Here is a 23,155-nt window from a genome sequence, read left to right on the forward strand (position 1 = left end):
AAGGGTCCATGATGAGCATGAACCCTTTTTACACGAGCCACCGGATCGGTCAACTGATCCTTAAACGATCGGCATTAGGCCGAAGCCTCCTTTCTCAGAACCAGACATTGCTCACCATTAATGGCTACGCATGTACTCGTCCATATCGGTTTTCAGGTTGTCAGACTTGGTACCGAAAATGGCCTGAACACCAGAACCTGCAACCACCACACCTGCCGCACCCAGTTTTTTCAGGCCAGCCTGATCGACTTTGGAGACATCCGCTACGCTGACGCGCAGACGGGTAATACAGGCATCAAGGTTAGTGATGTTGTCTTTGCCGCCGAAAGCCTGAACCAGAGAGGCGGACATTTCAGAACCGCCCTGCGCGGTGGTTTCGCTGGTAGAGTCTTCACGACCAGGTGTTTTCAGATCCAGCTTCGCAATCAGGAAACGGAAGATGCTGTAGTAAACAACCGCATACACCGCACCTACGATTGGGAACAGCCAGATTTTGCTGCTGTTACCACTCAGAACGATGAAGTCGATCAGACCGTGCGAGAAGCTGGTGCCGTCACGCATACCCAACAGGATACAGATTGGGAATGCCAGACCGGCCAGAATCGCGTGGATCACGTACAGGATCGGCGCAACGAACATGAAGGAGAATTCGATTGGCTCAGTGATACCGGTCAGGAACGCAGTCAGGGCAGCGGAAATCATGATGCCGCCGACTTTTGCACGATTTTCAGGTTTCGCTGAATGCCAGATAGCAACCGCAGCGGCTGGCAGACCGTACATTTTGAACAGGAAGCCACCTGACAGTTTACCTGCAGTTGGGTCACCGGCCATATAACGTGGGATATCGCCGTGGAACACCTGACCTGCAGAGTTCACGTACTCACCGATTTGCATCTGGAATGGAACGTTCCAGATATGGTGCAGACCAAACGGAACAAGTGCACGTTCTACCACACCGTAGATACCGAATGCCACGACCGGGTTCTGGTAAGCCGCCCATTGTGAGAAGGTCTGGATACCTGTACCGATTGGCGGCCAGATGAAGGACAGAACCACACCCAGGATAATCGCAGCCAGACCAGAGATGATCGGAACAAAACGTTTACCGGCGAAGAAGCCCAGATATTCTGGCAACTTGATACGATAGAAACGGTTGAACATGTAAGCCGCAATCGCACCGGAGATGATACCGCCCAGTACGCCGGTATCGGCCAGATGCTTGGCTGCAATTTCTTCAGCGGGCAAATGCAGAACCAGTGGAGCCACAACCGCCATGGTTTTCACCATGATGCCATATGCCACAACGGACGCCAGTGCAGAAACACCGTCGTTGTTAGTGAAGCCTAAGGCAACACCAATAGCAAAGATCAAAGGCATATTAGCGAAGACTGAACCACCGGCTTCGGCCATAACATGAGAAACGATCAGTGGCAGCCAGCTAAAGTTTGCAGAACCGACACCAAGCAGGATACCTGCGATTGGCAGTACGGATACTGGCAGCATTAGCGATTTACCGACCTTTTGAAGGTTTGCAAACGCGTTCTTAAACATAATTGATTGTGCTCCTGAGTAATGATTCTTTTTGATACTTATTGCGGTTTAGCCTGATAACTAACCGCTTTGCAAAAGTGTTGCGAACCTTTTGCTGTCGGGTGTCTGAGCACCCCTTTTAATTTTTACGCAGGGTAAAATAATTCCCTTTGTTAATGTTTGATGGCAGTCACGTTTTTCTGAAAAATGCAGTAAGAGCGTCTTAAAAGACACCATTTATCAACATAAAATCCGAATAAAAGCCCCCTGACACCGCCTAAAACGGTGCCAAAATACCTCATTCAGAGGATTAATTACGAGGTGAAAAATAAATACAGAGAATATGACCTGGCCTAAAGTGACATCAGGGAAGAAGAATCGATGTGAAATAATCGTGAAAAGTTGGCTGTCGTGGCTTCGGCAAGTTGTTCCACGCTCACGCCTTTGAGCACTGCCATGTAGTCGGCAACGTCACGCACATAAGCAGGCTGGTTTTCCTTTCCGCGATGCGGAACCGGTGCCAGGTATGGCGAATCAGTTTCTACCAGCAGACGATCCAGCGGGACGTAACGTGCCACTTCACGCAGCGCATCGGCATTACGGAAAGTCACAATTCCGGAGAAAGAGATATAAAAACCCAGATCGAGCAGGAATTTTGCGGTCGGCAAATCCTCGGTAAAGCAATGGAGTACACCACCGCACTCCCCTGCTTTCTCTTCTTTGAGAATATCCAGTGTATCCTGGCGGGCATCACGGGTATGGACGATCACCGGTTTGTTCAGCTCGCGGCCAATACGGATGTGCTCGCGGAAAGAGTCCTGCTGCAGTTTCAGCTGATGCGCTTCTTTCTGATAAAAATAATCCAGACCGGTTTCCCCCATCGCCACCACTTTCGGGCTGGCGGCAAGCTCACGCAGCTCGTTGAAATCGTAACCATCGTCGATATTCAGCGGATGAACACCGCAGGAAAATGCCACGTCCGGGCGATCACCAATCAGCTGCGTCATTGCCCGATAGCCCGGCAGGGTTGTTGCGACGGCCAGCATAAATTTCACATCACGTTCGCGGGCTTTTTCCAGCACACTGTCCACGCCTGAATGCAGCTCGTTGTAATCCAGGCTGTCGAGGTGGCAGTGGGAATCGACTAAAAACATAATAATTAACTCGTTGCGGTATGTTGAAGATAAAGAGTATATCAGCGCGATAGCGCGGAACTGAAAACTGACGAGGAAACCGCCCCCTGAAGCATTTGTTCCCATTCCAGCAGCTGTTCTGTCAGCAGCAGTTCGCGGTTTACCCCCACGATGGAAATCAATTGCTGACGGCAGTGCATCCACGCCGTAACCGACTGTTGCAGAGATGCGTTAGACTGCGCGCCTGCCAGCAAAGCAATCAGCGGCTGCTGATCGTGATTAATGATGAACTGCCCGGCATGTTGCTGCCATTTGACAGCATCCAGCAGTAACGTCGCCAGCCAGTACAGGCGTTCAGCGGCATCCTCATGATTAAGCTGAGACAACAGAGAAAGCATATCCTGCTGCTGGCACTGAACGTAAAGCTGCTGGCAAAGCGCCACGCGTTGTTTCCAGCGCTCCGGCTGCAACAGTTCAATGGCCGATAATGGCCCGCCGTTGGCCAAACGCAGGGCGGTTTTAATCGCGACCGGATCCGCGCTGAGCTGGCGGTTTATCCAGTGCACCGCCAGCGTTTCTTCAGGCACCGGCAGATGCCAGTAGAAGCAGCGACTGCGGATCGTCGCCAGTAAAGCCGAAGGCTCCCGGCAACCGAGCAGGAAATAAGTGCCAGCAGGCGGCTCTTCCAGCGTTTTCAGCAAGGCATTGGCCGCTGCTTCGGTCAGCATCTCTGTCTGAGGGATCCATACAACTTTTGCGCCGCCCTGTTGCGAATAGTTGTACAGCGTTTCAATAAGCTGACGCACCGGGTCGATGCCCAGAGAGTTTTTGCCCTTTTCAGGCTGGAGAATATGCCAGTCAGGATGGTTTCCGGCAATCATCAGCTGGCAGCTGTGGCAGGTTCCGCAGCTTTTTTCCCCGTCCTTATGCCGGCACAGCAACCATCGACTCAGACCATACACCAGCGCCTCATCACCCATCCCCGCAGCCGCATGCATCAGCAAAGCGTGGTGGCCACGCCCCGTCAGATATTGCCCGACCAGTTGTCTGTACGGGCCACTGAGCCACGGATACCAGTTCATGATGCGTTGCCTTGTAAAACCTGCTCATCGAACCAGTTTTTCAACGTCAGCTCGATGGAAGCGGTGACCTGCTCAATGGATTGGGAGGCATCGATGGTTTTGATGCGGCTGTCTCCGGCAGCAAGTTCGAGATAACGCGTACGCGTACGCTCAAAGAAAGGCAACGCTTCCTGCTCAATACGATCCAGTTCCCCACGGGCACGGGCGCGTTGCAATCCGATGGCCGGAGGCAGATCAAGATACAGCGTCAAATCAGGACGGAAATCACCCAGGACGGTATCACGCAAGGAGGTCATCAGTTTGGCATCAATCCCGCGACCACCGCCCTGGTAGGCCTGTGAAGAAAGATCATGCCGGTCCCCGACAACCCACGCGCCACGCGCCAGTGCAGGCAAAATTACCGTTTCGACCAGCTGAACACGGGCGGCATAAAGCATCAGTACTTCTGCTTTCACGGTAGGTTTTTCGCCATCGACGCCGCGTTTGAATAAATCGCGTAATTTCTCAGCAAGCGGCGTTCCACCCGGTTCACGGGTGAAGACGATTTCGCCCACGCCGTGCTGACGCAGAGCATTGACGACCACGTCATGAGCAGTAGTTTTCCCTGCCCCTTCAAGGCCTTCAATCACAATGAAGTTACTTTTCATTCTTATTCTTAAGCGCCTCTATGTACACACGAACCGCCTTGTTATGGTTCTCAAGGTTGGTGCTGAAAGTATGCCCGCCTTTGCCGTCTGCGACAAAGTATAGATACGGGGTTTTCGCCGGATGCGCGGCGGCCTGCAGTGAGGCTTCGCTCGGCATCGCAATTGGCGACGGCGGCAGGCCGGTGATCACGTAGGTATTGTACGGAGTCGGCGTTTCCAGATCTTTCTTGGTGATGTTGCCAGTGTATTTATCACCCATCCCGTAAATCACCGTCGGATCGGTTTGCAATCGCATACCAATACGCAGGCGGTTAATAAATACTGAAGCGACTTCAGGGCGCTCATCTTTAACTGCAGTTTCTTTTTCAATGATCGACGCCATGGTGACCATATCAGCAGGTGTTTTATACGGCAGAGAATCCATGCGGCCTTTCCAGATATCCGCCACCGTTTTTTCCATCCTTACGTGAGCACGTTTGAGCAGAGATAAATCGGTCATGCCCGCAGTGTAATGGTAAGTATCCGGATACAGCCAGCCTTCGAGATTTTTGGTGTCCGTTGCGCCCAGCGCGGCGGCAATGTCTTCGCCACTTTTACCACTGAGTTCATGCTTCAGATACTCTGATTTATCCAGAACTTTCATCCAGTCGCTGAGCTTAAAGCCCTCTACAAAACGAACGCTGAATTGGGCCTCTTTACCGCTTTTCAGCAGCTCAAGCATCTGACGTACTGTCATGCCTTTTTCAAAACGGTAAGTACCAGCTTTAAACTCGCTCAGTTCAGGTTCTAAACGTAATAACCACGGAAACCACGGATTGGGCTTCATCAGTTTTTTGTCAATTAGCAGTGTTTCCAGCACCACGCGTCCCGTGCCTGCGGGCAGGGTAAAGATAGTTTCGCTGCTGACATTGATCGGGCGATCCGCAAACTGTTTTACTTTTTGATAGGCAAACGTCGCCAGCCCTAACAGAATCAGGGCAATGAGGGCGAAGATTTTGGTCTTTTTGTTTGTCATTGTTTAATCACTTTTTCTTAACAGCTCTGGAGCAGGAAATCGCACAAACGCCGTGAAATGTAATATTTGTCATCGACCTGATTCACCGGCAGAACGGGCATCAGGGCGTTACAAATCAGGATTTCGTCAGCATCTGATAATGTTTCCGCAGATTCACTGACGATGTTCACAACCCAGGGGGATGTCGCTTCAAGTACGCGGATGACGTGCTGACGCATAAGACCATCAACGCCGGACTGCGATAAATCCGGAGTAAACACCTGATTTCCCTTACGCCAGAATAAATTTGCCGCACAGCATTCCACCAGGCAGCCCGAGGTGTCAACCACCAGCGCTTCATTGGCATCTGTCTGGTCAAGATGCATGCGGATCATTACCTGTTCCAGCCGGTTAAGATGTTTTATTCCGGCCAGCAACGGGTTCTTACTCAGTGTGACCGGGCTCAGCGCGAGTTTCACGCCCTGTTGCCGCCACGCGTGATAATGCACCGGATAATCAGACGCAGAAACAATACGCGTCGGCGCAGAGCAACCTGCGGCGCTGTAACCTCGGCCGCCCTGCCCGCGCGTCACGACGGCTTTAACCACTGCCTCTTTCTGCTGTCCGGCAGCCAGAACCATTTCCTGTTCCAGAGCCGTCCAGTCCACACCTTCAATCCGCAGTACCGACGCAGCACGTTGCAGACGCTGAATATGCCCGGCCAGAAACACAATCACACCGTCTGACACCCTGGCTGTGGTAAAGCAACCGTCGCCAAACTGCACTGAACGGTCACTTGCCGACAACATCGCGGCCGCCACACCATTAATCCACATGGTTACTTCCTCCGGTTCTGGAGCTTATGGTCACGATTCTCTGACAGCAGAGCCTGCGTGAGCCGGTCTGTCGCATCAAGGAGAGCATTCTTACTTTATCGTATTGACACGCGCTGCCAGCAGGAACACGCATCCCGTTTACGCATTGTTGTATTCAGTCTTCGCTTTAATTCAGACAACAAAAAGGCCCGATTAACGGGCCTTCACAAACACAGCTTGTGCGGGATCAGATCTTACGGAATACCAGCGAACCATTGGTACCGCCGAAACCGAACGAGTTGCACAAGGAATACTGCATATCTTTAACCTGGCGCGCTTCGTGAGGGACGAAATCCAGATCACAACCTTCATCCGGATTATCCAGATTGATGGTCGGCGGAACCGCCTGGTCGCGTAATGCCAGCAAGGTGAAAATGGACTCCACCGCACCCGCTGCGCCTAAGAGATGGCCGGTCATCGACTTTGTCGAGCTGACCATAACTTTATGCGCATCAGCACCAAAGACGGATTTAACCGCCTGGGCTTCGGCTTTATCACCCGCCGCAGTCGAGGTGCCGTGTGCGTTGATGTAACCAATCTGAGCCGCAGAAACACCCGCGTCACGCAGTGCGTTCTCCATCGCCAATGCCGCACCCGCGCCATCTTCCGGCGGTGATGTCATATGGTAAGCATCGCTGCTCATGCCAAAACCGACAATTTCAGCATAAATTTTTGCACCGCGTTTACGGGCATGTTCGTACTCTTCCAGCACCATAATACCTGCGCCGTCACCCAGTACGAAACCATCACGATCTTTATCCCACGGACGACTCGCCGCCTGAGGATTGTCATTGCGCGTTGAAAGCGCGCGTGCTGCACCGAATCCACCGACGCCCAACGGGGTACTGGCTTTTTCCGCGCCGCCTGCCAGCATCACGTCGGCATCGTTATAAGCGATGATACGTGCTGCATGACCAATATTATGCACCCCAGAAGTACAGGCTGTTGCAATAGAAATACTCGGCCCACGCAACCCGAACATGATACTCAAATGACCTGCAATCATGTTGACGATAGTGGATGGAACGAAGAAAGGACTAATTTTGCGGGGTCCGCCGTTAACCAATGAGGAATGGTTTTCTTCAATCAGACCAAGCCCACCGATACCGGAACCGATCGCCGCACCAATGCGTGGCGCGTTCTCAGCAGTTACCTCAAGCCCGGAGTCTTGCATCGCCTGAATACCGGCAGTAATACCATACTGAATAAAGGCATCCATCTTGCGGGCATCTTTGCGCGGGATGAAGTCTTCACAGTTAAAATCTTTTACTAAGCCAGCAAAACGCGTTGCGTAGGCACTAGTATCAAAATGGTCGATCAGGCTGATGCCACTCTGACCGGCAAGGAGAGCGTTCCAAGTGGACTCTACAGTATTGCCGACAGGAGACAGCATGCCCAGTCCAGTCACTACAACTCGACGCTTAGACACGTATGTCCTCCAGGGAGGGAAAAAAGTAGTAATACCGTGGGATAAAAAAAACTTAGGCGGTCAAATGACCGCCTAACTATCTAAACTTAAAGCATGTACGCTTACTGTTGGCTAGCGTTGATAAAATCAATTGCTGCCTGAACAGTAGTGATTTTTTCAGCTTCTTCGTCAGGGATCTCGGTATCAAACTCTTCTTCCAGAGCCATAACCAGCTCAACGGTGTCGAGAGAATCAGCGCCAAGGTCGTCTACGAAAGATGCAGCATTCACTACTTCTTCCTGTTTAACACCCAGCTGTTCAACGATGATTTTCTTAACGCGTTCTTCGATAGTGCTCATACTCTTAAATTTCCTATCAAAACTCGCTTTCGCGATGGTTTTCGTAGTGTATAAAATGTTGAAAAAGATGCAACTAAATCCAGGCTGTTCAAACCACGAATTTGCTCTATTTTGCGGTTTTTACCGCAAAAAACGCAAATAATTTCGTAATTTTTAAATCATGTACATGCCGCCATTGACATGTAATGTTTCACCCGTGATGTAGCTGGCCTCGTCAGAGGCTAAAAAAGCAACGGCGCTGGCAATTTCTTTGGCATCGCCCAACCGGTTGGCTGGAACTGATGACAAAATGCCTGCGCGTTGATCATCTGTCAACGCCCTTGTCATATCCGTCTCAATAAAGCCAGGAGCGACGACGTTGACAGTAATGCCACGTGAAGCGACCTCACGTGCCAAAGACTTACTAAAACCAATCAAGCCAGCTTTAGCCGCCGCGTAATTCGCCTGCCCTGCGTTACCCATGGTGCCAACAACGGAACCAATTGTAATAATCCGTCCACACCGTTTCTTCATCATAGCCCGCATGACAGCTTTTGACAGCCGAAACACTGAAGTCAGGTTCGTATCCAGGATATCCTGCCACTCATCATCCTTCATACGCATGAGAAGGTTATCACGGGTAATGCCGGCATTATTAACTAAAATATCAATTTCGCCAAATTCAGCTCGAATCGTCGCCAATACTTGCTCAATAGATGCAGAATCAACCACATTGAGCATGATACCTTTGCCATTCTCGCCTAAATATTCGCCGATCGCTTCTGCGCCTTTCTCGCTGGTCGCAGTGCCGATCACTTTCGCGCCACCAGCAACCAGTTTTTCTGCGATTGCGCGGCCAATACCACGGCTGGCACCGGTAACCAGTGCAATTTTGCCTTCGAAGCTCATACTCATCCTCTTATTACTGTTCAAGCGCCGCTGCCAGACTTGCCGTGTCATTCACAGCGGCAGCCGTCAGGGTGTCAACAATACGTTTGGTCAGACCGGTCAGCACTTTACCTGGTCCCACTTCTAATAACTGTTCTACGCCTTGTGCAGCGATGTATTCGACAGACTCAGTCCAGCGAACCGGGCTGTACAACTGACGTACCAGCGCACTGCGGATCGCTTCAGGAGACGTTTCGACTTTCACGTCAACGTTATTCACGACAGAGTACTGTGGCGCATTGAAAGTGACATTTTCGAGCGCAATCGCCATCTTTTCAGCGGCTGGCTTCATCAGTGCACAATGTGAAGGTACGCTGACAGGCAGAGGCAGAGCACGTTTTGCACCGGCTTCTTTACATGCTGCACCAGCGCGTTCTACGGCTTCTTTGTTACCCGCGATCACAACCTGACCAGGCGAGTTAAAGTTCACCGGAGAAACAACCTGACCCTGTGCAGATTCTTCACAAGCTTTGGCAATGGCATCATTATCCAGACCAATGATCGCATACATCGCGCCAGTTCCGGCCGGAACGGCTTCCTGCATCAGCTTACCGCGCAGTTCAACCAGAGAAATCGCCTGTTTAAAATCCAGTACACCAGCACAAACCAAAGCGGAATACTCACCCAGACTGTGGCCAGCCATCAGAACAGGCTGAGTGCCATTCTGTTGCTGCCATACGCGCCATATGGCGACAGAAGCGGCCAGCAATGCCGGTTGCGTCTGCCAGGTTTTGTTCAGTTCTTCAGCCGGCCCCTGCTGCACCAACTGCCATAAATCGTACCCCAGTGCCGAAGAAGCCTCGGCAAATGTTTCTTCAACCACCGGATGCGCAGCGGCTAAATCAGCCAGCATACCGAGTGTCTGAGAACCCTGACCAGGGAAAACCACCGCTATTTTTGTCATTTTTATCATCCTGTTAAATCAAAAACGTACCAGCGCCGAGCCCCAGGTAAAGCCACCGCCAAATGCTTCGAGCAACACTAATTGCCCGCGCTGAATTCTGCCGTCACGGACAGCTTCGTCAAGTGCTGCAGGCACCGAAGCCGCCGACGTATTGCCATGACGATCGAGCGTAACAACGACTTTATCCATGCCCATACCCAGCTTTTTCGCTGTTGCGCTGATGATGCGCAGGTTCGCCTGATGTGGCACCAGCCAGTCAAGAGCGGAGCGGTCGAGATTATTTGCCGTCAGGGTTTCATCAACAATGTGCGCCAACTCAGTCACCGCGACTTTGAAGACTTCATTACCTGCCATAGTGACATAAGCAGGTTTTTCTGGTTCTGACTGGCTAGGGTACGCCAACGTCAACAGATTACCGTAATGACCATCGGCATGCATGTGAGTGGAGATGATGCCTTGCTCTTCGGAAGCTCCCAGCAATACTGCGCCAGCGCCATCTCCAAAGAGGATCACCGTGCCACGATCTTCAGGATCGAGTTTACGGGATAGCACATCAGATCCAATCACCAGCGCGTATTTTACAGCACCGTTTTTAATGTATTGATCGGCAACGCTCAGCGCATAGGTGAAACCTGCACATGCCGCCGCCAGATCGAACGCTGCGCAATCCCTGATGCCGAGCATATTCTGCACCTGGCAGGCTGAACTCGGGAATGCATGTGAAGATGAGGTTGTTGCAACAATGATCAAACCTACGTCGCTTGCGCTGACGCTGGCCATTTCAAGTGCTTTTTCAGCAGCGTGCAGGCCCATTGTGGCCACAGTCTCATCCGGTGCAGCGATACGACGTTCACGAATACCCGTACGTGTGACGATCCACTCGTCGGAGGTATCCACCATTTTTTCTAAGTCGGCATTAGTCCGAACTTGCACGGGCAAATAGCTCCCCGTACCGAGAATCTTTGTATACATGTACGATCAGTCACTCTTGGGTAATACAGCTTCAAGGCGCGCGGCAATCCGCTGAGGGACTTGCCGCTGCACCGCCTGCACAGCCTGTTCGATAGCAACAGCAAACGCACGCTGGTTTGCTCCGCCGTGGCTTTTAATAACGATGCCCCGTAATCCTAACAAACATGCGCCATTATACTGGTCGGGATTGAGATGGCTAAAACGCTTTAGCAATTTTTTCTGCAGAATCCGACCTAACCATTTCAACCACCAGGCCTTCTTGCCACCCTCTCCCGAGGATTTTAACAGTGACAAAAACATCCTTATTACACCTTCCATGGTCTTGAGCGTAACGTTACCCACAAAGCCGTCACACACCATCACATCTGTTTTACCGGTCAGAAGGTCGTTACCTTCAAGATAACCGATATAGTTGATTAGTGCGGTATTTTTTAAAATCGCGGCGGCTTCACGGATATTATCCAGCCCTTTGCTTTCCTCTTCGCCGATATTGAGCAAGGCAACGCGGGGATTCGTGATCCCCACCACCTGTTCGGCCATCACAGCCCCCATCACGGCAAACTGGACCAACATCGTGCTGTCGCACTCAACGTTGGCGCCCAGATCCAGCACCACAGTTTTACTACGTTGCTGGTTAGGTAGCACGCTCATCAACGCCGGGCGCTCAATGCCATCCAGCGGCTTGACAACCAGCTTGGCTAATCCCATCAGTGCGCCGGTATTCCCGGCACTGACACACGCCAGTGCATCACCACTCTTGATCAGTTCCAACGCCACACGCATCGAGCTTCCTTTACTGGCCCGTATAGCTTGCGACGCGCGTAAATCGCTGGCTATAACTGATTCAGCAGGAATTATCCGAATTCGCTCTGTTAAAGAAGGATCGGCTTTGGCTAAGAAAGGTGTGATTGCGTCGGGATCGCCGACCAGAAGGAGGTCTAATTCAGAATTAGAGATCAGTGCCTGCAATGAAGCAGGCACTGTGACGGAAGGACCGAAATCTCCGCCCATTACATCTAACGCGATGGTTAGACGAGTCAAGGTATCGCCTTGCCAGCACTTATCACGTGAATAAGTTGCAGACAAATATCAGCCGATTACCTTGCGACCGCGGTAGAAACCGTCGGCAGTGATGTGGTGACGCAGGTGAGTTTCACCAGAAGTCTTGTCCACAGACAGAGTGGAAGTGGTCAGAGCATCATGTGAACGACGCATGCCACGTTTAGAACGGGTTGGTTTATTCTGTTGTACGGCCATGGACCTTACTCCTTAAGTACTTTTCTTTAAACTCGCTAATACGGCAAATGGATTTGGTTTCTCCGCCTCTTCAGGCAGTTTACCGAATACCATGTCCGCTTCGGACACTTCACAGTGTTCAGATTCATGTACCGGCACGACAGGCAGTGAAAGAATAATTTCGTCTTCAATCATTGCCAGCAAATCAACTTCGCCAAAATCATCGACTTCGATCGGCTCGTACGCTTCCGGTAATGCCTCAGCCTGTTCATCATTCTGGACAGGACTAAAACAATATGTTGTGTGAACCTGATGTTCAAACGTCTTACCGCATCTCTGGCATTCCAGAGTGACAGCAACATCGGAGTGGCCGGTAATCACAGCCAGACGCTGGTTGTCGATATTAAACGACAAAGAGGTTTGTATATCAGAATCCACACTGACCACTGATTGGGCAACACGCGTAACCTGATCAGCAGTATAGACACCTGTATAGTCTAAACGCTTCTGGGCAGTGCGAACCGCATCAAGGGTCAGGGGTAATTTTACTTTTTGCATAGGGCGCGCATATTAACTTTGTAACGACAGAGAGTCAAAGAAAAAGGCCTTAAAACCGCACCTTTCACCAATATTCGCTTCCGCAGCGGCCGACAGTTTAAAATGTGCGATTCAATAACGCTACGCTTTGTGAAAAAAAATTATGTCAGCACATCAAAAAAAATTACTTCTGGCTTCAACATCGGTTTACCGCAAGGCCCTTCTCGATAAAGCCGGCCTGGTATTTTCCTGCGCCTCACCCGCCATTGATGAGACGCCGGGTCGGGACGAAAAACCCGCCGAACTGGTGCAGCGTCTGGCTTACAGCAAAGCCAGCGTGCTTGCAGCTTTGTATCCTGAACACCTGATAATCGGTTCTGATCAGGTCTGCGTGATTGACAGAAAAATAACCGGCAAGCCGCACACGTTTGATAACGCATTCCACCAGTTGCGTGCTGCCAGTGGCAAGACAGTGACGTTTTACACCGGCCTGAGCCTGTATAACGGCGAAACACAAACGGCGCAGACTTTATGTGAAACATTTGACGTGACCTTCCGGTCATTAACTGATGAAGAAATTACCGGTTATTTGCATCGCGAACAACCTTATGACTGTGCCGGGAGCTTTAAATGCGAAGGACTGGGGATCACACTTTTCGACAGTCTGGCAGGACGCGACCCGAACACGCTGATTGGGTTGCCTCTTATTGCCCTGCTCGCCTTGTTGCGTCAGGAAGGCATCAATCCGTTGCTATAAAAGGAATAAAAAAGGCGCACTCTGTGCGCCTCTGTTTACTATTCGCACTTTAACGTGCTGTCGTTTTACCCCGTAAAACTTTCAGGCAGTTACGCAGTTTGGCATCCATCGGTGCTTCAATACGCATCGTCTCACCCGTGTTCGGATGCTCAAAACGCAACGCCGCCGCATGCAGGAATAAACGATTGAGGCCTGTTCCGGACAGTTTTGCATCGAAATCACGCTCACCATAGCGGTCATCAAACGCAATCGGATGTCCGGCATGCAATGCGTGTACGCGGATCTGATGGGTTCTGCCGGTCACCGGGCTGGCTTTAACCAGAGTTGCAAACTCATAACGTTCTTCAATTTTGAAGCGCGTTTCTGAAGGCTTGCCTTCGGCATTAACCCTGACAATACGTTCGCCGCTTTGCAGAATATTTTTCAGTAAAGGGGCCTGCACGACTTTGCAGTGTGACGGCCATTCACCCCGGACCAACGCCAGATAATCCTTTTGCATGCTTTTCACACGCAGTTGCTCATGTAAGGAACGCAGTGCAGAGCGTTTCTTGGCGACCAGCAAAACACCGGAAGTATCACGGTCCAGACGGTGAACCAGTTCCAGAAAACGAGCATCCGGACGCAGCGCACGCAGGCCTTCAATCACGCCGAAACTTAAACCACTGCCGCCGTGTACGGCAGTGCCGGAAGGTTTATTAAGGATCAGCAAATGATCGTCTTCATATAAGATGCAATCCGCCAGCGCGGCGACTTTATCCAGCTTTGCAGAAACAGGCGCTTCATCACGTTCAGCAACACGAACGGGCGGGACACGCACTTCATCACCGGCAATTAATTTATATTCCGGCTTAATTCTTTTCTTATTTACCCGCACTTCACCCTTACGCACGATGCGATAGATCATGCTCTTCGGCACGCCCTTAAGGATTTTAAGTAAGAAGTTGTCGATACGCTGACCAGCTTCGTCGTCAGAAATGGGGATTAATTGTACAGTTGGATTCTCAGTTTTCATGGCTCGCGATTCTAAATATCCGGCACGGTTCGCGCCACTGATTTTTATGTGCTTAACTTTTACTTTACCAGTAACAGCACAGGAAAACCTTCTCACTCCCCCTGTTTTTTAAGAAAGCTCAGGTTCTGACAATGCGGCGCATCTCTCATTGAGGTAAATATCTTACCTGCTTGGGAAAAGTCACCTTGCTATCACAGTGCCTGCAATGGAATAATGAAGTCACTTTCGGCGTTGTTTCTCTTAAGTTAGGGAAAACGCAGGAATTATAGATTTGCCTGATCGCACAAAAACGCAGCAATGGCGTAAGACGTAATGTGAAATCAAGCAATTAGCGGGCTGCGGGTTGCAGCTTGGCCGGCGAATGGAATGAGATCTGTTAACGCAAATTCAGAAGCTATTCCCCTAATAAAAGTGCTGCTTTCACAACGCTGGTGTCTTTAATACAGCAAAAGCAGACTTACCGAAATAATGCGCCCCTATGCAAGCGACAGCCGTGAGGTTGACGATTTGCGAGAAGACTCGGGGCCAACGGTTTATCCGGTCATGAGGTCATTTTGCCCGCAGCTCTGTCAATAATGGAATAATAATGAGTAAGTTAAGATGAAAAGAATGTTGATTAACGCAACTCAGCAAGAAGAGTTGCGCGTTGCCCTCGTAGATGGACAGCGGCTGTATGATTTGGATATTGAAAGTCCGGGCCATGAGCAGAAAAAAGCGAATATTTACAAAGGTAAAATCACCCGCATTGAGCCAAGTCTGGAAGCAGCATTCGTAGATTACGGCGCGGAACGACATGGTTTCCTCCCTCTGAAAGAAATTTCCCGCGAATATTTCCCAAGCAATTATTCTTCCCATGGCCGCCCGAACATCAAAGATGTGTTGCGCGAAGGCCAGGAAGTCATTGTTCAGGTAGATAAAGAAGAGCGTGGAAATAAAGGCGCAGCACTGACGACGTTTATCAGTCTGGCCGGTAGTTATCTGGTTCTGATGCCAAACAATCCACGCGCAGGGGGTATTTCCCGCCGTATTGAAGGCGATGACCGTACTGAACTGAAAGAAGCCTTGTCTTCCCTGCAACTGCCTGATGGCATGGGACTGATTGTGCGTACTGCCGGTGTCGGTAAATCCGCAGAAGCTCTGCAGTGGGACCTGACTTTCCGTCTTAAGCATTGGGATGCGATCAAGAAAGCCGCTGAAGGCCGCCCTGCGCCATTCCTGATCCATCAGGAAAGCAACGTTATCGTTCGTGCGTTTCGTGATTACCTGCGCCCGGACATCGGTGAGATCCTCATCGATAACCCGAAAGTCCTCGAGCTGGCAAAAGAACATATTGCTGCTCTGGGTCGTCCTGATTTCAGCAGCAAAATTAAGCCGTATGTTGGCGAAATTCCGCTGTTCAGTCATTACCAAATCGAATCGCAGATTGAATCCGCTTTCCAGCGCGAAGTCCGTCTGCCTTCCGGTGGCTCTATTGTTATCGACAGCACCGAAGCGCTGACCGCTATCGACATCAACTCCGCGCGTGCAACCCGCGGCGGCGATATCGAAGAAACCGCATTCAACACCAACCTTGAAGCTGCAGATGAAATTGCCCGTCAGTTACGCCTGCGTGACCTCGGTGGTCTGATTGTTATCGACTTCATCGACATGACACCTGTTCGCCATCAGCGCGAAGTAGAAAACCGTCTGCGTGATGCCGTTCGTCAGGACCGCGCCCGTATTCAAATCGGTCGCATTTCCCGTTTCGGTTTGCTGGAAATGTCCCGTCAGCGCCTCAGCCCGTCATTGGGTGAATCAACGCACCATATCTGCCCGCGTTGTGCAGGTACTGGTACCGTCCGTGACAACGAATCTCTGTCACTGTCGATTCTGCGCTTGATCGAAGAAGAAGCACTGAAAGAAAATACTAAAGAAGTGCATGCCATCGTTCCGGTGCCAATCGCTTCTTACTTGCTGAACGAAAAACGTGAATCGGTGAATGCCATCGAGAAACGTCAGGGTGGTGTGCGTGCAGTGATCGTGCCTAACGATCAGATGCAAACTCCGCACTACCATGTTCTTCGCGTTCGTAAAGGCGAAGAAATTTCTGCACTGAGCTATTTGCTGCCACAGATTCATGAAGCGGAAATGCTGCAACCTTCAGAAGAGTTGCCGACTGAACGTCGTCGTCCTGAGCAACCGGCACTGGCTGCGTTTGCGCTGCAAAGCGAAGCGCCTCCATCCAGCTTTGAGCAGGCAGCAGTGACCGAAGAACCGGTTAAAACCAGAACGGCAACAGTTAATGCGCCTGCGACACCTGTTGCTGAGAAATCAGGGTTTGTCAGCCGCCTTCTGAGTGGTTTGAAAAGCTTGTTCGCACCGGAGCCACAGCAGGAAGTTAAACCTGTTGAAGCACCGCAAGAGACGCCGGAAGCTACTGAAACGGAAAACCGTCGTAACAACGAACGCCGTAATCAACGCCGCCAGGGCGGACGTCGTGATCGCAACGGAGAACGCGGTGAGCGCAATGACCGCGGTAATCGTGGTGAACGTGGCGAAGGTCGTGACAACAATCGTGATAATCGTGGTGAAAGCCGTGATACCCGCGAAAATAATCGCGAACAGCGTGATGATCAGCAGCGCCGTGGCCGCCGTAATCAGGAACAGGTTGTTACCGAAACCCGTAGCGAAGAAGTTGAAACTGTCGCTCGTGAAGAACAGCAGCAACAGCCTCGCCGTGAACGTTCGCGTCGCCGTTCTGAAGACAAGCGTAAACCACAAACTGAAGAGAAAGTTCAGGATGTCGCAGTTGTCGAACAAGTTGCTGCTCCGGTGGTTGCCGATGACACTGAGCAGGAAGATCGTCAGCCAACTCAGCGCCGTCAGCGTCGTCAGTTGTCGCATAAAATCCGTTTCGAATCTGAAGCAGAAGTAGATCATGAAGAAGAAGCTGCAGCTCAGTTATTGATCACCGGCACTCGCCCTGCGGCGCCAGCGATTGCTGAGCAGGAACCTTCTGATGCTGAAACCGCAAACGTTGCTGATAGCGAAGATAATCAGAATGACAACGCCCGTGAAAATGGCATGCCACGTCGTTCACGTCGTTCTCCACGCCATCTGCGTGTAAGCGGCCAACGTCGTCGTCGTTATCGTGATGAGCGTTATCCGACCCAGTCACCAATGCCACTTGCAGGTGCGTTCGTTTCTCCGGAAATGGCTTCGGGTAAAGTCTGGGTCACTTATCCGGTTGCTCAGTCCTCTGAACAACAGGTTACTGAAACAGAAACTCCTGAAGTGCTGACTGAGCAGGTCGAGATTGCACAGGCGAATACACCGGTCATATCTGACATCACTGAAGTTACGCAACAGCCAGTCGCAGAGCCTGTCAATGATGTTGTTGACGCTGCACCACAAGAGGTGCCGGCCGAAATCGCAGCAGCAGACGTTGCACAGCCTGTAGCCGACGAGCCAGTGCTGGTCGAACCGGTAACAGCTGAACCTGTTGCAGAAACACCTGTGGTTGATGTTGCGCCAGAAGCGCTCGAGCCTGCGATCGTTGAACCCACAGATGTTCTCGCTGCATCTGAAGTTCAGGCACCTGCGCCAGTCGCCGAACCCGAAGTGAAAGCTGAACCTGTTGCTGAAGTTAAACCTGCTGTGGAAACTGCGCCAGTCGCAGCCGCTCCGGCAAGTACTGAAGCTGCGGTTGTTGCACCTCGCTTCAAGCACCTCGCAACCGCGCCAATGACGAAGGCGCCAGCACCTGCCTATGTGCCAGAGCCACCTCGTCACAGTGACTGGATTCGTCCTGAGTTCAACTTTGAGGGTAAGGGCTCTGCAGGCGGCCATGCGGCAGCCACCACTGCAACAGCCCCGGCCACCAAACCTGAGATGCCAGCCGAGTAATCGCTGACCACTCAGTCTAAAAAAACCCGCCTCGGCGGGTTTTTTTATAGAAACTGTTGAAGATTCAATCTCATCAGGCCAGACTTTTCAACCGGCGAATCGTGAGTTCCTCCAGTTTACCTTCCAGGCTTTTTGCAAAATGCTGGAAATGTTCAGTTTTGTTGTGTTGATTCAGCGCTTCTTCAGAGGCCCATCGCTCGTAGAAAACAAAAGTCCCTTCTGTATCGAGATCCTGATGCAACTCATATTGCAGGCACCCTACTTCCTGTCGGCTTGGTTCAATTACGTCAAGCAACGCTTCTGTCACTTTTGCCGTAAACTCTTTTTTAGCGACAATAGTGGCAACAACTCTGATTTCCATAATGGTTCTCCTGTTTTTTTGGTCATGCTTAGCGGCGAACCGGTAAGCACTCTGACTAAAATCTGTCCCCACTATGAACCTTTCGACACATTGATTTCAATACGAACTTTATTTAACAGATGCAACACATCGCTTTTACGCTTATTCTTGTTCCCCGCCGTTAATGCTCCCATTACCGCACCTGATCCCAATATCTTGTCTCTCAATGCCGGAGTTTTGCCTGATGACCGCAACACCGCAAGTTTTGAAAATCCGCCGTCCAGATGACTGGCATATTCACCTTCGTGACGACCAAATGCTCAGCACGGTGTTACCTTTCACCAGTGAAGTATTTGGTCGTGCGATTGTCATGCCAAACCTGAGTCCTCCCGTAACCACCGTGGCGGCTGCGATAGCATATCGTGAACGGATTATGGCCGCGTTGCCTGTCGGACATAATTTTACCCCTCTGATGACCTGCTATCTGACCGATTCTCTGGATCCGGAAGAAATTGCCCGCGGTTTCGAGCAAGGCGTGTTCACAGCAGCAAAACTGTATCCGGCCAACGCGACAACAAATTCCCAGCATGGCGTTTCTGATACCAAAATGATTTACCCTGTTTTGGAACGTATGCAGAAAATCGGTATGCCTTTGCTGATCCACGGTGAAGTCACTCACAACCATGTCGATATTTTTGATCGTGAAGCCCGTTTCATTGATGAAGTGATGGATCCGGTGCGTCGTCAGTTCCCTGAATTGAAAATTGTCTTCGAGCACATCACCACCAAAGAAGCCGCGCAGTATGTTCTTTCCGGCAATCAGTATCTGGGTGCAACCATTACGCCGCAGCATCTGATGTTCAACCGCAATCACATGCTGGTTGGCGGCGTGCGCCCTCACCTGTTCTGTCTCCCCATTCTCAAACGCAACGTTCATCAGGAAGCATTGCGTGAGGTCATCGCCAGCGGCGCGGATCGCTTCTTCCTCGGTACCGACTCTGCGCCGCACACCAAAGACCGTAAAGAATCGAGCTGCGGATGTGCAGGTTGCTTCAATGCCCCACTGGCGTTATCGGCTTATGCGACCGTCTTTGAAGAAATGAATGCACTGCAACACTTTGAGGCGTTTTGCTCCCTTAACGGCCCGCGTTTCTATGGCCTGCCGCTCAATGAAGACTTCATCGAAATGTCTCGTATACCGGTGACGCAGCCGGAAGAAATTGCGTTGGGCGATGAATCTGTTGTGCCATTCCTCGCAGGTCAGACACTGAACTGGAAAGTGACGTCGAACTAAATACAAATTCTCACAAGCGTGTATTGCACTGATCATGATTTGACTGTATAAATATACAGTCAAATCTATTCAGGAGGTCCTATGCGTGTTGAAGTCACAATCGATAAAACCAAGCCTCTGCCTGCTGGCGCGCTGGACGCGTTATCAGGTGAATTGAGTAAAAGAATTAACAAACAGTTTTCTGACCGCGAAAATAAAATTCAGGTCCGCTATGCGGGGGCAAATAGCCTGTCCGTTTTGGGTGGCGCAAAAACTGACCGTGACCTTATCGAGGAAATTCTTCAGGAAACCTGGGAAAGCGCTGATGACTGGTTCTCAAATCAGAACGATGAGTAACCCGATGAAATCCCTGAAAAGCCATTCACTTTTTACTCCCTATCTATAATAATCAGGTTTATTAAAACCACGCCGCAAGGCTATTGGTGTATTTCACCGGGCGTCGCAGTCCGGTTTTTTATTCTTTTTTACTGCATAAAACAGACTCTTCTGAAAAATAAAATTTAAGTTAATCTCAGATTATTCCGCTGAATAAATAATCAACACAAATTATTTACAATTTAATACGCTTAAATCACTCCATAAATCGGTTTATCTGTTTATACTGAAATTGCTCACATGATAATGAGCCGCCTTGATCCTCAGATAGTCACTCACGTCAGTCACTACAATATAAGGGGTCTATATGGACAGAAATGATGAAGTTATTCAGACACACCCGCTTGTTGGTTGGGATATCAGTACCGTCGACTCTTATGATGCCATGATGATACGCCTTCATTACCTGTCTTCAAAAGACCAGACACCCGAGGATGCTCAGGTAGACAGAACCTTGTGGTTAACTACCGACGTTGCACGGCAACTCATTAACATTCTTGAAGCCGGCATCGAAAAGATAGAATCTAACGAGTACGAATACAGTGATCACCGAAAACACTAATCTTTACCTGCCAGTCTGAGGCACCAGCGATTTATCCTGGTGCCTTTTTCTTTGCCTCCGCGCTGCTTGCCTTCTTCGCCTTAAACTCTCTATCATGCCAGTAGCCAGTTTGTTAAAAATTCTCACCACAGGAACGTTTGAATTATGGATTACGATCTCATTATCGTAGGCAGCGGTTCGGTCGGTTCAGCCGCGGGCTACTACGCCACCCGTTCCGGCTTGAAAGTGCTGATGATAGATAGCGCAATGCCACCCCATCAGGCGGGCAGTCACCATGGCGAAACGCGCCTTATCCGCCACGCTTACGGCGAAGGTTCCCGTTATGTGCCAATGCTGCTGAGAGCTCAAACGCTTTGGGATGAGCTGGCAGAACTGAGCAGCGATAAGATTTTCCATCGTAGCGGCGTCCTGAATATTGGTCCTGAAAACTCTGAATTTATCGGTAACGTTAAGAACAGCGCAGAAACCTACAATCTCGTCATACAATCCCTCAGTGCGGCTGAAATTCGCGAAAAGTGGCCTCTGTTCACGTTGCAGGACGGCTATTGCGGTGTATACGAACCCAACTCGGGTTTTCTGCAAAGTGAAATGGCGGTTGCGGCATACATTCGTCTCGCACGGGAAGCAGGCTGTGCGCAATTATTCAACTGTCCCGTTGAAAGTATTAACTGGCTGGATGATGGCATTGAAGTATCAACGATTGACGGAGTCTACCGCGGGGCCAAACTGGTGGTAACGGCGGGAACCTGGGTCACGAAAATCCTCCCGGAATTACCCGTGAAACCTCTGCGTAAGGTGTTTGCCTGGTTCCATGCAGATGGCCGCTACAGTGAAGAAAACCATTTTCCAGCCTTTACGCTCGAAACTCTGCAAGGCGATCAGTACTACGGATTCCCCTCTGTGAAGGATGAACTTAAGTTAGGTAAACATAACGGTGGTCAATGGATAACGGAACCCGAGCAGCGTAAACCTTACGGCAGCGTCAGTCAGGATGGCACAGAGTCCTTCAATTTCTTCCGCCATTTCCTGCCGGGTGTAGGTGTCAGTTTGCGTGGTGCGTCATGCACTTATGACATGACGACTGATGAAGATTTCATTATTGATACCCTGCCGGGCAGAGAAAATACCTTAGTGATTTCGGGATTAAGTGGTCACGGTTTTAAATTCGCCAGCGTATTAGGGGAAATAGTTACTCACTTCGGTAACAATCATCCTATTCCTTTTGATCTCACCCCCTTTTCTCTTACGCGGTTCAATTAACGTAAAATAATTTCAACCCTCGTGAATATTTATCGAGGGTTATCATTTTATTAACGATACGATTTTTTCAATTTCAGTTTGAACAAGATCAATAGACTGGAATTTACGAATTGACAGCATTATAGAAAAGAATCTATGCTGGATACAGAAATCACAGGAGTGGTTTCGGCGCGTAATGTTACGCATGACAAGGACGTGGTATGAAAATTTGTATAATTGAACCCTGTGGTTTTACGCGTTTAGGAATTTTCTCTTATCTTATTGAAAATAACAGCCTCGATATTATCGACACTGTGAATATTTCTCACTCCCTCAATCTAATTCCTGAATTTCAGCCTGATATTATTCTTGTGAATATGACAAACCATTGCCATAACGCAGAAGTATCTGAGGAATTAAAAGCTTTTTTTGAATTTCGTCAAAGCGCCCGAATATACTGCTACGTTGACGCCAGTTACCCGGATTCCGAAACACCGATTGCCGTTACCCGCGAAGTCTCTATTCTCAACAAGCAGGCACTCACCTCCCTCTTGCAGCAGATTGCAGCAGATCCCGAAGCATTTATGCCGATAAATAACTTCGGTTTGCCAAAAATGTTACTTAGCGATCAGGAAATTCTGGTAATGAGCTACTGGATGTCTGAGATGCCGAACTACCGCATTGCCAGAAAATTAAACATCAGCAGCCGTACGGTATATGTCCATAAACGACATCTGGCGCAGAAAATCAAAGTCCGTAACCGGCTGGAATTTTGTTTCATTTACAATCTGATTAAGTATTTATTCTGGCCCATTGATGATATTTCTGCCACGCCAATCAGCCGACAAATTAAAGACGACTTGCAGATGATTTACAAAACTTATAGCTAAACCTGCAAAAATCCTAAATGCCCTGATAATTCAGGGCATTTTATATCATGATATTCTTCACCCATCTTTTTAAATATCTTGTTTTTATCCCTTCTCTCTCGCCAGGTTGCACTATGACGACAGAAGCCGACGATGGACTTAATGTTAGCAGACTCATCTTGAGCAGCCTCACCAATGACAAGCATAATTTCTCGTCA

At 50.0% G+C, this 23,155-nt stretch carries 24 protein-coding genes; 7 read left to right on the plus strand and 17 right to left on the minus strand.

The features are described 5' to 3' along the window. Positions 1-117 precede the first annotated feature (117 nt). The 14 genes from ptsG to yceD form a co-directional block, all read right to left on the minus strand. Complete coding sequence (gene ptsG, locus HGO41_RS22560; RefSeq protein WP_013576238.1) at positions 118-1,551, minus strand: PTS glucose transporter subunit IIBC; 1,434 nt, start codon at positions 1,549-1,551, stop codon at positions 118-120. 332 nt (positions 1,552-1,883) lie between these two features. After that, on the minus strand, positions 1,884-2,684 hold the full coding sequence (locus HGO41_RS22565; RefSeq protein WP_015690189.1) for a metal-dependent hydrolase: 801 nt from the start codon (positions 2,682-2,684) through the stop codon (positions 1,884-1,886). Between the two features lie 41 nt (positions 2,685-2,725). Further along, positions 2,726-3,745 (minus strand): DNA polymerase III subunit delta', encoded by a 1,020-nt coding sequence (gene holB / locus HGO41_RS22570; RefSeq protein ID WP_119261811.1) that lies wholly within the window; start codon positions 3,743-3,745, stop codon positions 2,726-2,728. Further along, positions 3,742-4,392 carry a dTMP kinase gene (gene tmk, locus HGO41_RS22575; RefSeq protein WP_013576241.1) on the minus strand — a complete coding sequence of 217 codons (651 nt, stop codon included), beginning with the start codon at positions 4,390-4,392 and terminating at the stop codon, positions 3,742-3,744. Before tmk ends, holB begins: the two co-directional genes overlap by 4 nt. After that, positions 4,382-5,407: an endolytic transglycosylase MltG gene (gene mltG, locus HGO41_RS22580; protein ID WP_013576242.1), complete on the minus strand. Its 1,026-nt coding sequence runs from the start codon at positions 5,405-5,407 to the stop codon at positions 4,382-4,384. Before mltG ends, tmk begins: the two co-directional genes overlap by 11 nt. Before the next feature lie 17 nt (positions 5,408-5,424). Then, a complete protein-coding gene (gene pabC / locus HGO41_RS22585) occupies positions 5,425-6,222 on the minus strand; it encodes an aminodeoxychorismate lyase (protein WP_112151609.1) in 798 nt (265 codons plus the stop codon). Between the two features lie 226 nt (positions 6,223-6,448). Then, positions 6,449-7,690: a beta-ketoacyl-ACP synthase II gene (fabF, locus tag HGO41_RS22590; protein WP_013576244.1), complete on the minus strand. Its 1,242-nt coding sequence runs from the start codon at positions 7,688-7,690 to the stop codon at positions 6,449-6,451. 101 nt (positions 7,691-7,791) lie between these two features. Continuing rightward, positions 7,792-8,028 (minus strand): acyl carrier protein, encoded by a 237-nt coding sequence (gene acpP / locus HGO41_RS22595; RefSeq protein WP_015690190.1) that lies wholly within the window; start codon positions 8,026-8,028, stop codon positions 7,792-7,794. A 153-nt stretch (positions 8,029-8,181) separates the two neighbouring features. Beyond that, positions 8,182-8,916, minus strand: a complete 735-nt coding sequence (gene fabG, locus HGO41_RS22600; RefSeq protein WP_013576245.1) for a 3-oxoacyl-ACP reductase FabG — start codon at positions 8,914-8,916, stop codon at positions 8,182-8,184. Positions 8,917-8,929: 13 nt separating this feature from the next. After that, positions 8,930-9,859 (minus strand): ACP S-malonyltransferase, encoded by a 930-nt coding sequence (gene fabD / locus HGO41_RS22605; protein WP_013576246.1) that lies wholly within the window; start codon positions 9,857-9,859, stop codon positions 8,930-8,932. Positions 9,860-9,877: 18 nt separating this feature from the next. Continuing rightward, on the minus strand, positions 9,878-10,831 hold the full coding sequence (locus HGO41_RS22610; protein WP_013576247.1) for a beta-ketoacyl-ACP synthase III: 954 nt from the start codon (positions 10,829-10,831) through the stop codon (positions 9,878-9,880). Positions 10,832-10,837: 6 nt separating this feature from the next. Then, positions 10,838-11,872: a phosphate acyltransferase PlsX gene (plsX, locus tag HGO41_RS22615; RefSeq protein WP_013576248.1), complete on the minus strand. Its 1,035-nt coding sequence runs from the start codon at positions 11,870-11,872 to the stop codon at positions 10,838-10,840. A gap of 48 nt (positions 11,873-11,920) precedes the next feature. Next, positions 11,921-12,088: a 50S ribosomal protein L32 gene (rpmF, locus tag HGO41_RS22620; RefSeq protein WP_013576249.1), complete on the minus strand. Its 168-nt coding sequence runs from the start codon at positions 12,086-12,088 to the stop codon at positions 11,921-11,923. A gap of 12 nt (positions 12,089-12,100) precedes the next feature. Continuing rightward, complete coding sequence (gene yceD / locus HGO41_RS22625; RefSeq protein WP_013576250.1) at positions 12,101-12,625, minus strand: 23S rRNA accumulation protein YceD; 525 nt, start codon at positions 12,623-12,625, stop codon at positions 12,101-12,103. A 142-nt stretch (positions 12,626-12,767) separates the two neighbouring features. Here yceD and HGO41_RS22630 point away from each other — a divergent pair, with 142 nt between their 5' ends. Beyond that, the gene (locus HGO41_RS22630) at positions 12,768-13,361 is read left to right on the plus strand and encodes a Maf family protein (protein ID WP_013576251.1); all 594 of its coding nucleotides are present in this window, start codon (positions 12,768-12,770) and stop codon (positions 13,359-13,361) included. A 49-nt stretch (positions 13,362-13,410) separates the two neighbouring features. On the opposite strand, the gene rluC is transcribed toward HGO41_RS22630, so the two are convergent. Beyond that, a complete protein-coding gene (rluC, locus tag HGO41_RS22635) occupies positions 13,411-14,373 on the minus strand; it encodes a 23S rRNA pseudouridine(955/2504/2580) synthase RluC (RefSeq protein ID WP_013576252.1) in 963 nt (320 codons plus the stop codon). Positions 14,374-14,973: 600 nt separating this feature from the next. Here rluC and rne point away from each other — a divergent pair. Further along, on the plus strand, positions 14,974-18,258 hold the full coding sequence (rne, locus tag HGO41_RS22640; RefSeq protein ID WP_250981481.1) for a ribonuclease E: 3,285 nt from the start codon (positions 14,974-14,976) through the stop codon (positions 18,256-18,258). Between the two features lie 73 nt (positions 18,259-18,331). Here rne and HGO41_RS22645 read toward each other — a convergent pair whose 3' ends face one another. Continuing rightward, entirely contained in the window at positions 18,332-18,619 is a 288-nt protein-coding gene (locus HGO41_RS22645) for a putative quinol monooxygenase (RefSeq protein ID WP_013576254.1), read from the minus strand. 223 nt (positions 18,620-18,842) lie between these two features. Between HGO41_RS22645 and pyrC the strand changes: the two genes are divergently transcribed. From pyrC to HGO41_RS22670, 5 genes are all read left to right on the plus strand, one after another. Further along, on the plus strand, positions 18,843-19,892 hold the full coding sequence (gene pyrC, locus HGO41_RS22650) for a dihydroorotase (RefSeq protein ID WP_013576256.1): 1,050 nt from the start codon (positions 18,843-18,845) through the stop codon (positions 19,890-19,892). An 81-nt stretch (positions 19,893-19,973) separates the two neighbouring features. Continuing rightward, positions 19,974-20,228 carry a DNA damage-inducible protein I gene (gene dinI / locus HGO41_RS22655; protein WP_013576257.1) on the plus strand — a complete coding sequence of 85 codons (255 nt, stop codon included), beginning with the start codon at positions 19,974-19,976 and terminating at the stop codon, positions 20,226-20,228. Between the two features lie 346 nt (positions 20,229-20,574). Next, a complete protein-coding gene (gene bssS / locus HGO41_RS22660; RefSeq protein WP_013576258.1) occupies positions 20,575-20,829 on the plus strand; it encodes a biofilm formation regulator BssS in 255 nt (84 codons plus the stop codon). Between the two features lie 144 nt (positions 20,830-20,973). Continuing rightward, positions 20,974-22,089, plus strand: coding sequence for an N-methyl-L-tryptophan oxidase (gene solA, locus HGO41_RS22665; RefSeq protein ID WP_121020066.1), 1,116 nt, complete (start codon positions 20,974-20,976; stop codon positions 22,087-22,089). Between the two features lie 200 nt (positions 22,090-22,289). Beyond that, positions 22,290-22,958, plus strand: a complete 669-nt coding sequence (locus HGO41_RS22670) for a LuxR C-terminal-related transcriptional regulator (RefSeq protein WP_013576260.1) — start codon at positions 22,290-22,292, stop codon at positions 22,956-22,958. Here the strand turns inward: HGO41_RS22670 and HGO41_RS22675 are convergent. Then, positions 22,955-23,143 (minus strand): hypothetical protein, encoded by a 189-nt coding sequence (locus HGO41_RS22675; protein ID WP_250981482.1) that lies wholly within the window; start codon positions 23,141-23,143, stop codon positions 22,955-22,957. The two genes, HGO41_RS22670 and HGO41_RS22675, sit on opposite strands and share 4 nt — an antisense overlap. Between the last annotated feature and the right edge of the window lie 12 nt (positions 23,144-23,155).

This window comes from Rahnella sp. CG8 (assembly GCF_023701875.1).
GTDB classification, from domain to species: domain Bacteria; phylum Pseudomonadota; class Gammaproteobacteria; order Enterobacterales; family Enterobacteriaceae; genus Rahnella; species Rahnella aceris.

Coding starts and splice junctions, on each gene's coding strand:
- acpP (WP_015690190.1), bottom strand. CDS start 8,028: ATGAGCACTATCGAAGAACGCGTTAAGAAAATCATCGTTGAACAGCTG.
- pabC (WP_112151609.1), bottom strand. CDS start 6,222: ATGTGGATTAATGGTGTGGCGGCCGCGATGTTGTCGGCAAGTGACCGT.
- holB (WP_119261811.1), bottom strand. CDS start 3,745: ATGAACTGGTATCCGTGGCTCAGTGGCCCGTACAGACAACTGGTCGGG.
- solA (WP_121020066.1), top strand. CDS start 20,974: ATGGATTACGATCTCATTATCGTAGGCAGCGGTTCGGTCGGTTCAGCC.
- ptsG (WP_013576238.1), bottom strand. CDS start 1,551: ATGTTTAAGAACGCGTTTGCAAACCTTCAAAAGGTCGGTAAATCGCTA.
- HGO41_RS22610 (WP_013576247.1), bottom strand. CDS start 10,831: ATGTATACAAAGATTCTCGGTACGGGGAGCTATTTGCCCGTGCAAGTT.
- rpmF (WP_013576249.1), bottom strand. CDS start 12,088: ATGGCCGTACAACAGAATAAACCAACCCGTTCTAAACGTGGCATGCGT.
- tmk (WP_013576241.1), bottom strand. CDS start 4,392: ATGAAAAGTAACTTCATTGTGATTGAAGGCCTTGAAGGGGCAGGGAAA.
- yceD (WP_013576250.1), bottom strand. CDS start 12,625: ATGCAAAAAGTAAAATTACCCCTGACCCTTGATGCGGTTCGCACTGCC.
- dinI (WP_013576257.1), top strand. CDS start 19,974: ATGCGTGTTGAAGTCACAATCGATAAAACCAAGCCTCTGCCTGCTGGC.
- HGO41_RS22565 (WP_015690189.1), bottom strand. CDS start 2,684: ATGTTTTTAGTCGATTCCCACTGCCACCTCGACAGCCTGGATTACAAC.
- fabD (WP_013576246.1), bottom strand. CDS start 9,859: ATGACAAAAATAGCGGTGGTTTTCCCTGGTCAGGGTTCTCAGACACTC.
- HGO41_RS22645 (WP_013576254.1), bottom strand. CDS start 18,619: ATGGAAATCAGAGTTGTTGCCACTATTGTCGCTAAAAAAGAGTTTACG.
- HGO41_RS22670 (WP_013576260.1), top strand. CDS start 22,290: ATGAAAATTTGTATAATTGAACCCTGTGGTTTTACGCGTTTAGGAATT.
- mltG (WP_013576242.1), bottom strand. CDS start 5,407: ATGACAAACAAAAAGACCAAAATCTTCGCCCTCATTGCCCTGATTCTG.
- HGO41_RS22630 (WP_013576251.1), top strand. CDS start 12,768: ATGTCAGCACATCAAAAAAAATTACTTCTGGCTTCAACATCGGTTTAC.
- rluC (WP_013576252.1), bottom strand. CDS start 14,373: ATGAAAACTGAGAATCCAACTGTACAATTAATCCCCATTTCTGACGAC.
- pyrC (WP_013576256.1), top strand. CDS start 18,843: ATGACCGCAACACCGCAAGTTTTGAAAATCCGCCGTCCAGATGACTGG.
- HGO41_RS22675 (WP_250981482.1), bottom strand. CDS start 23,143: ATGCTTGTCATTGGTGAGGCTGCTCAAGATGAGTCTGCTAACATTAAG.
- fabG (WP_013576245.1), bottom strand. CDS start 8,916: ATGAGCTTCGAAGGCAAAATTGCACTGGTTACCGGTGCCAGCCGTGGT.
- bssS (WP_013576258.1), top strand. CDS start 20,575: ATGGACAGAAATGATGAAGTTATTCAGACACACCCGCTTGTTGGTTGG.
- rne (WP_250981481.1), top strand. CDS start 14,974: ATGAAAAGAATGTTGATTAACGCAACTCAGCAAGAAGAGTTGCGCGTT.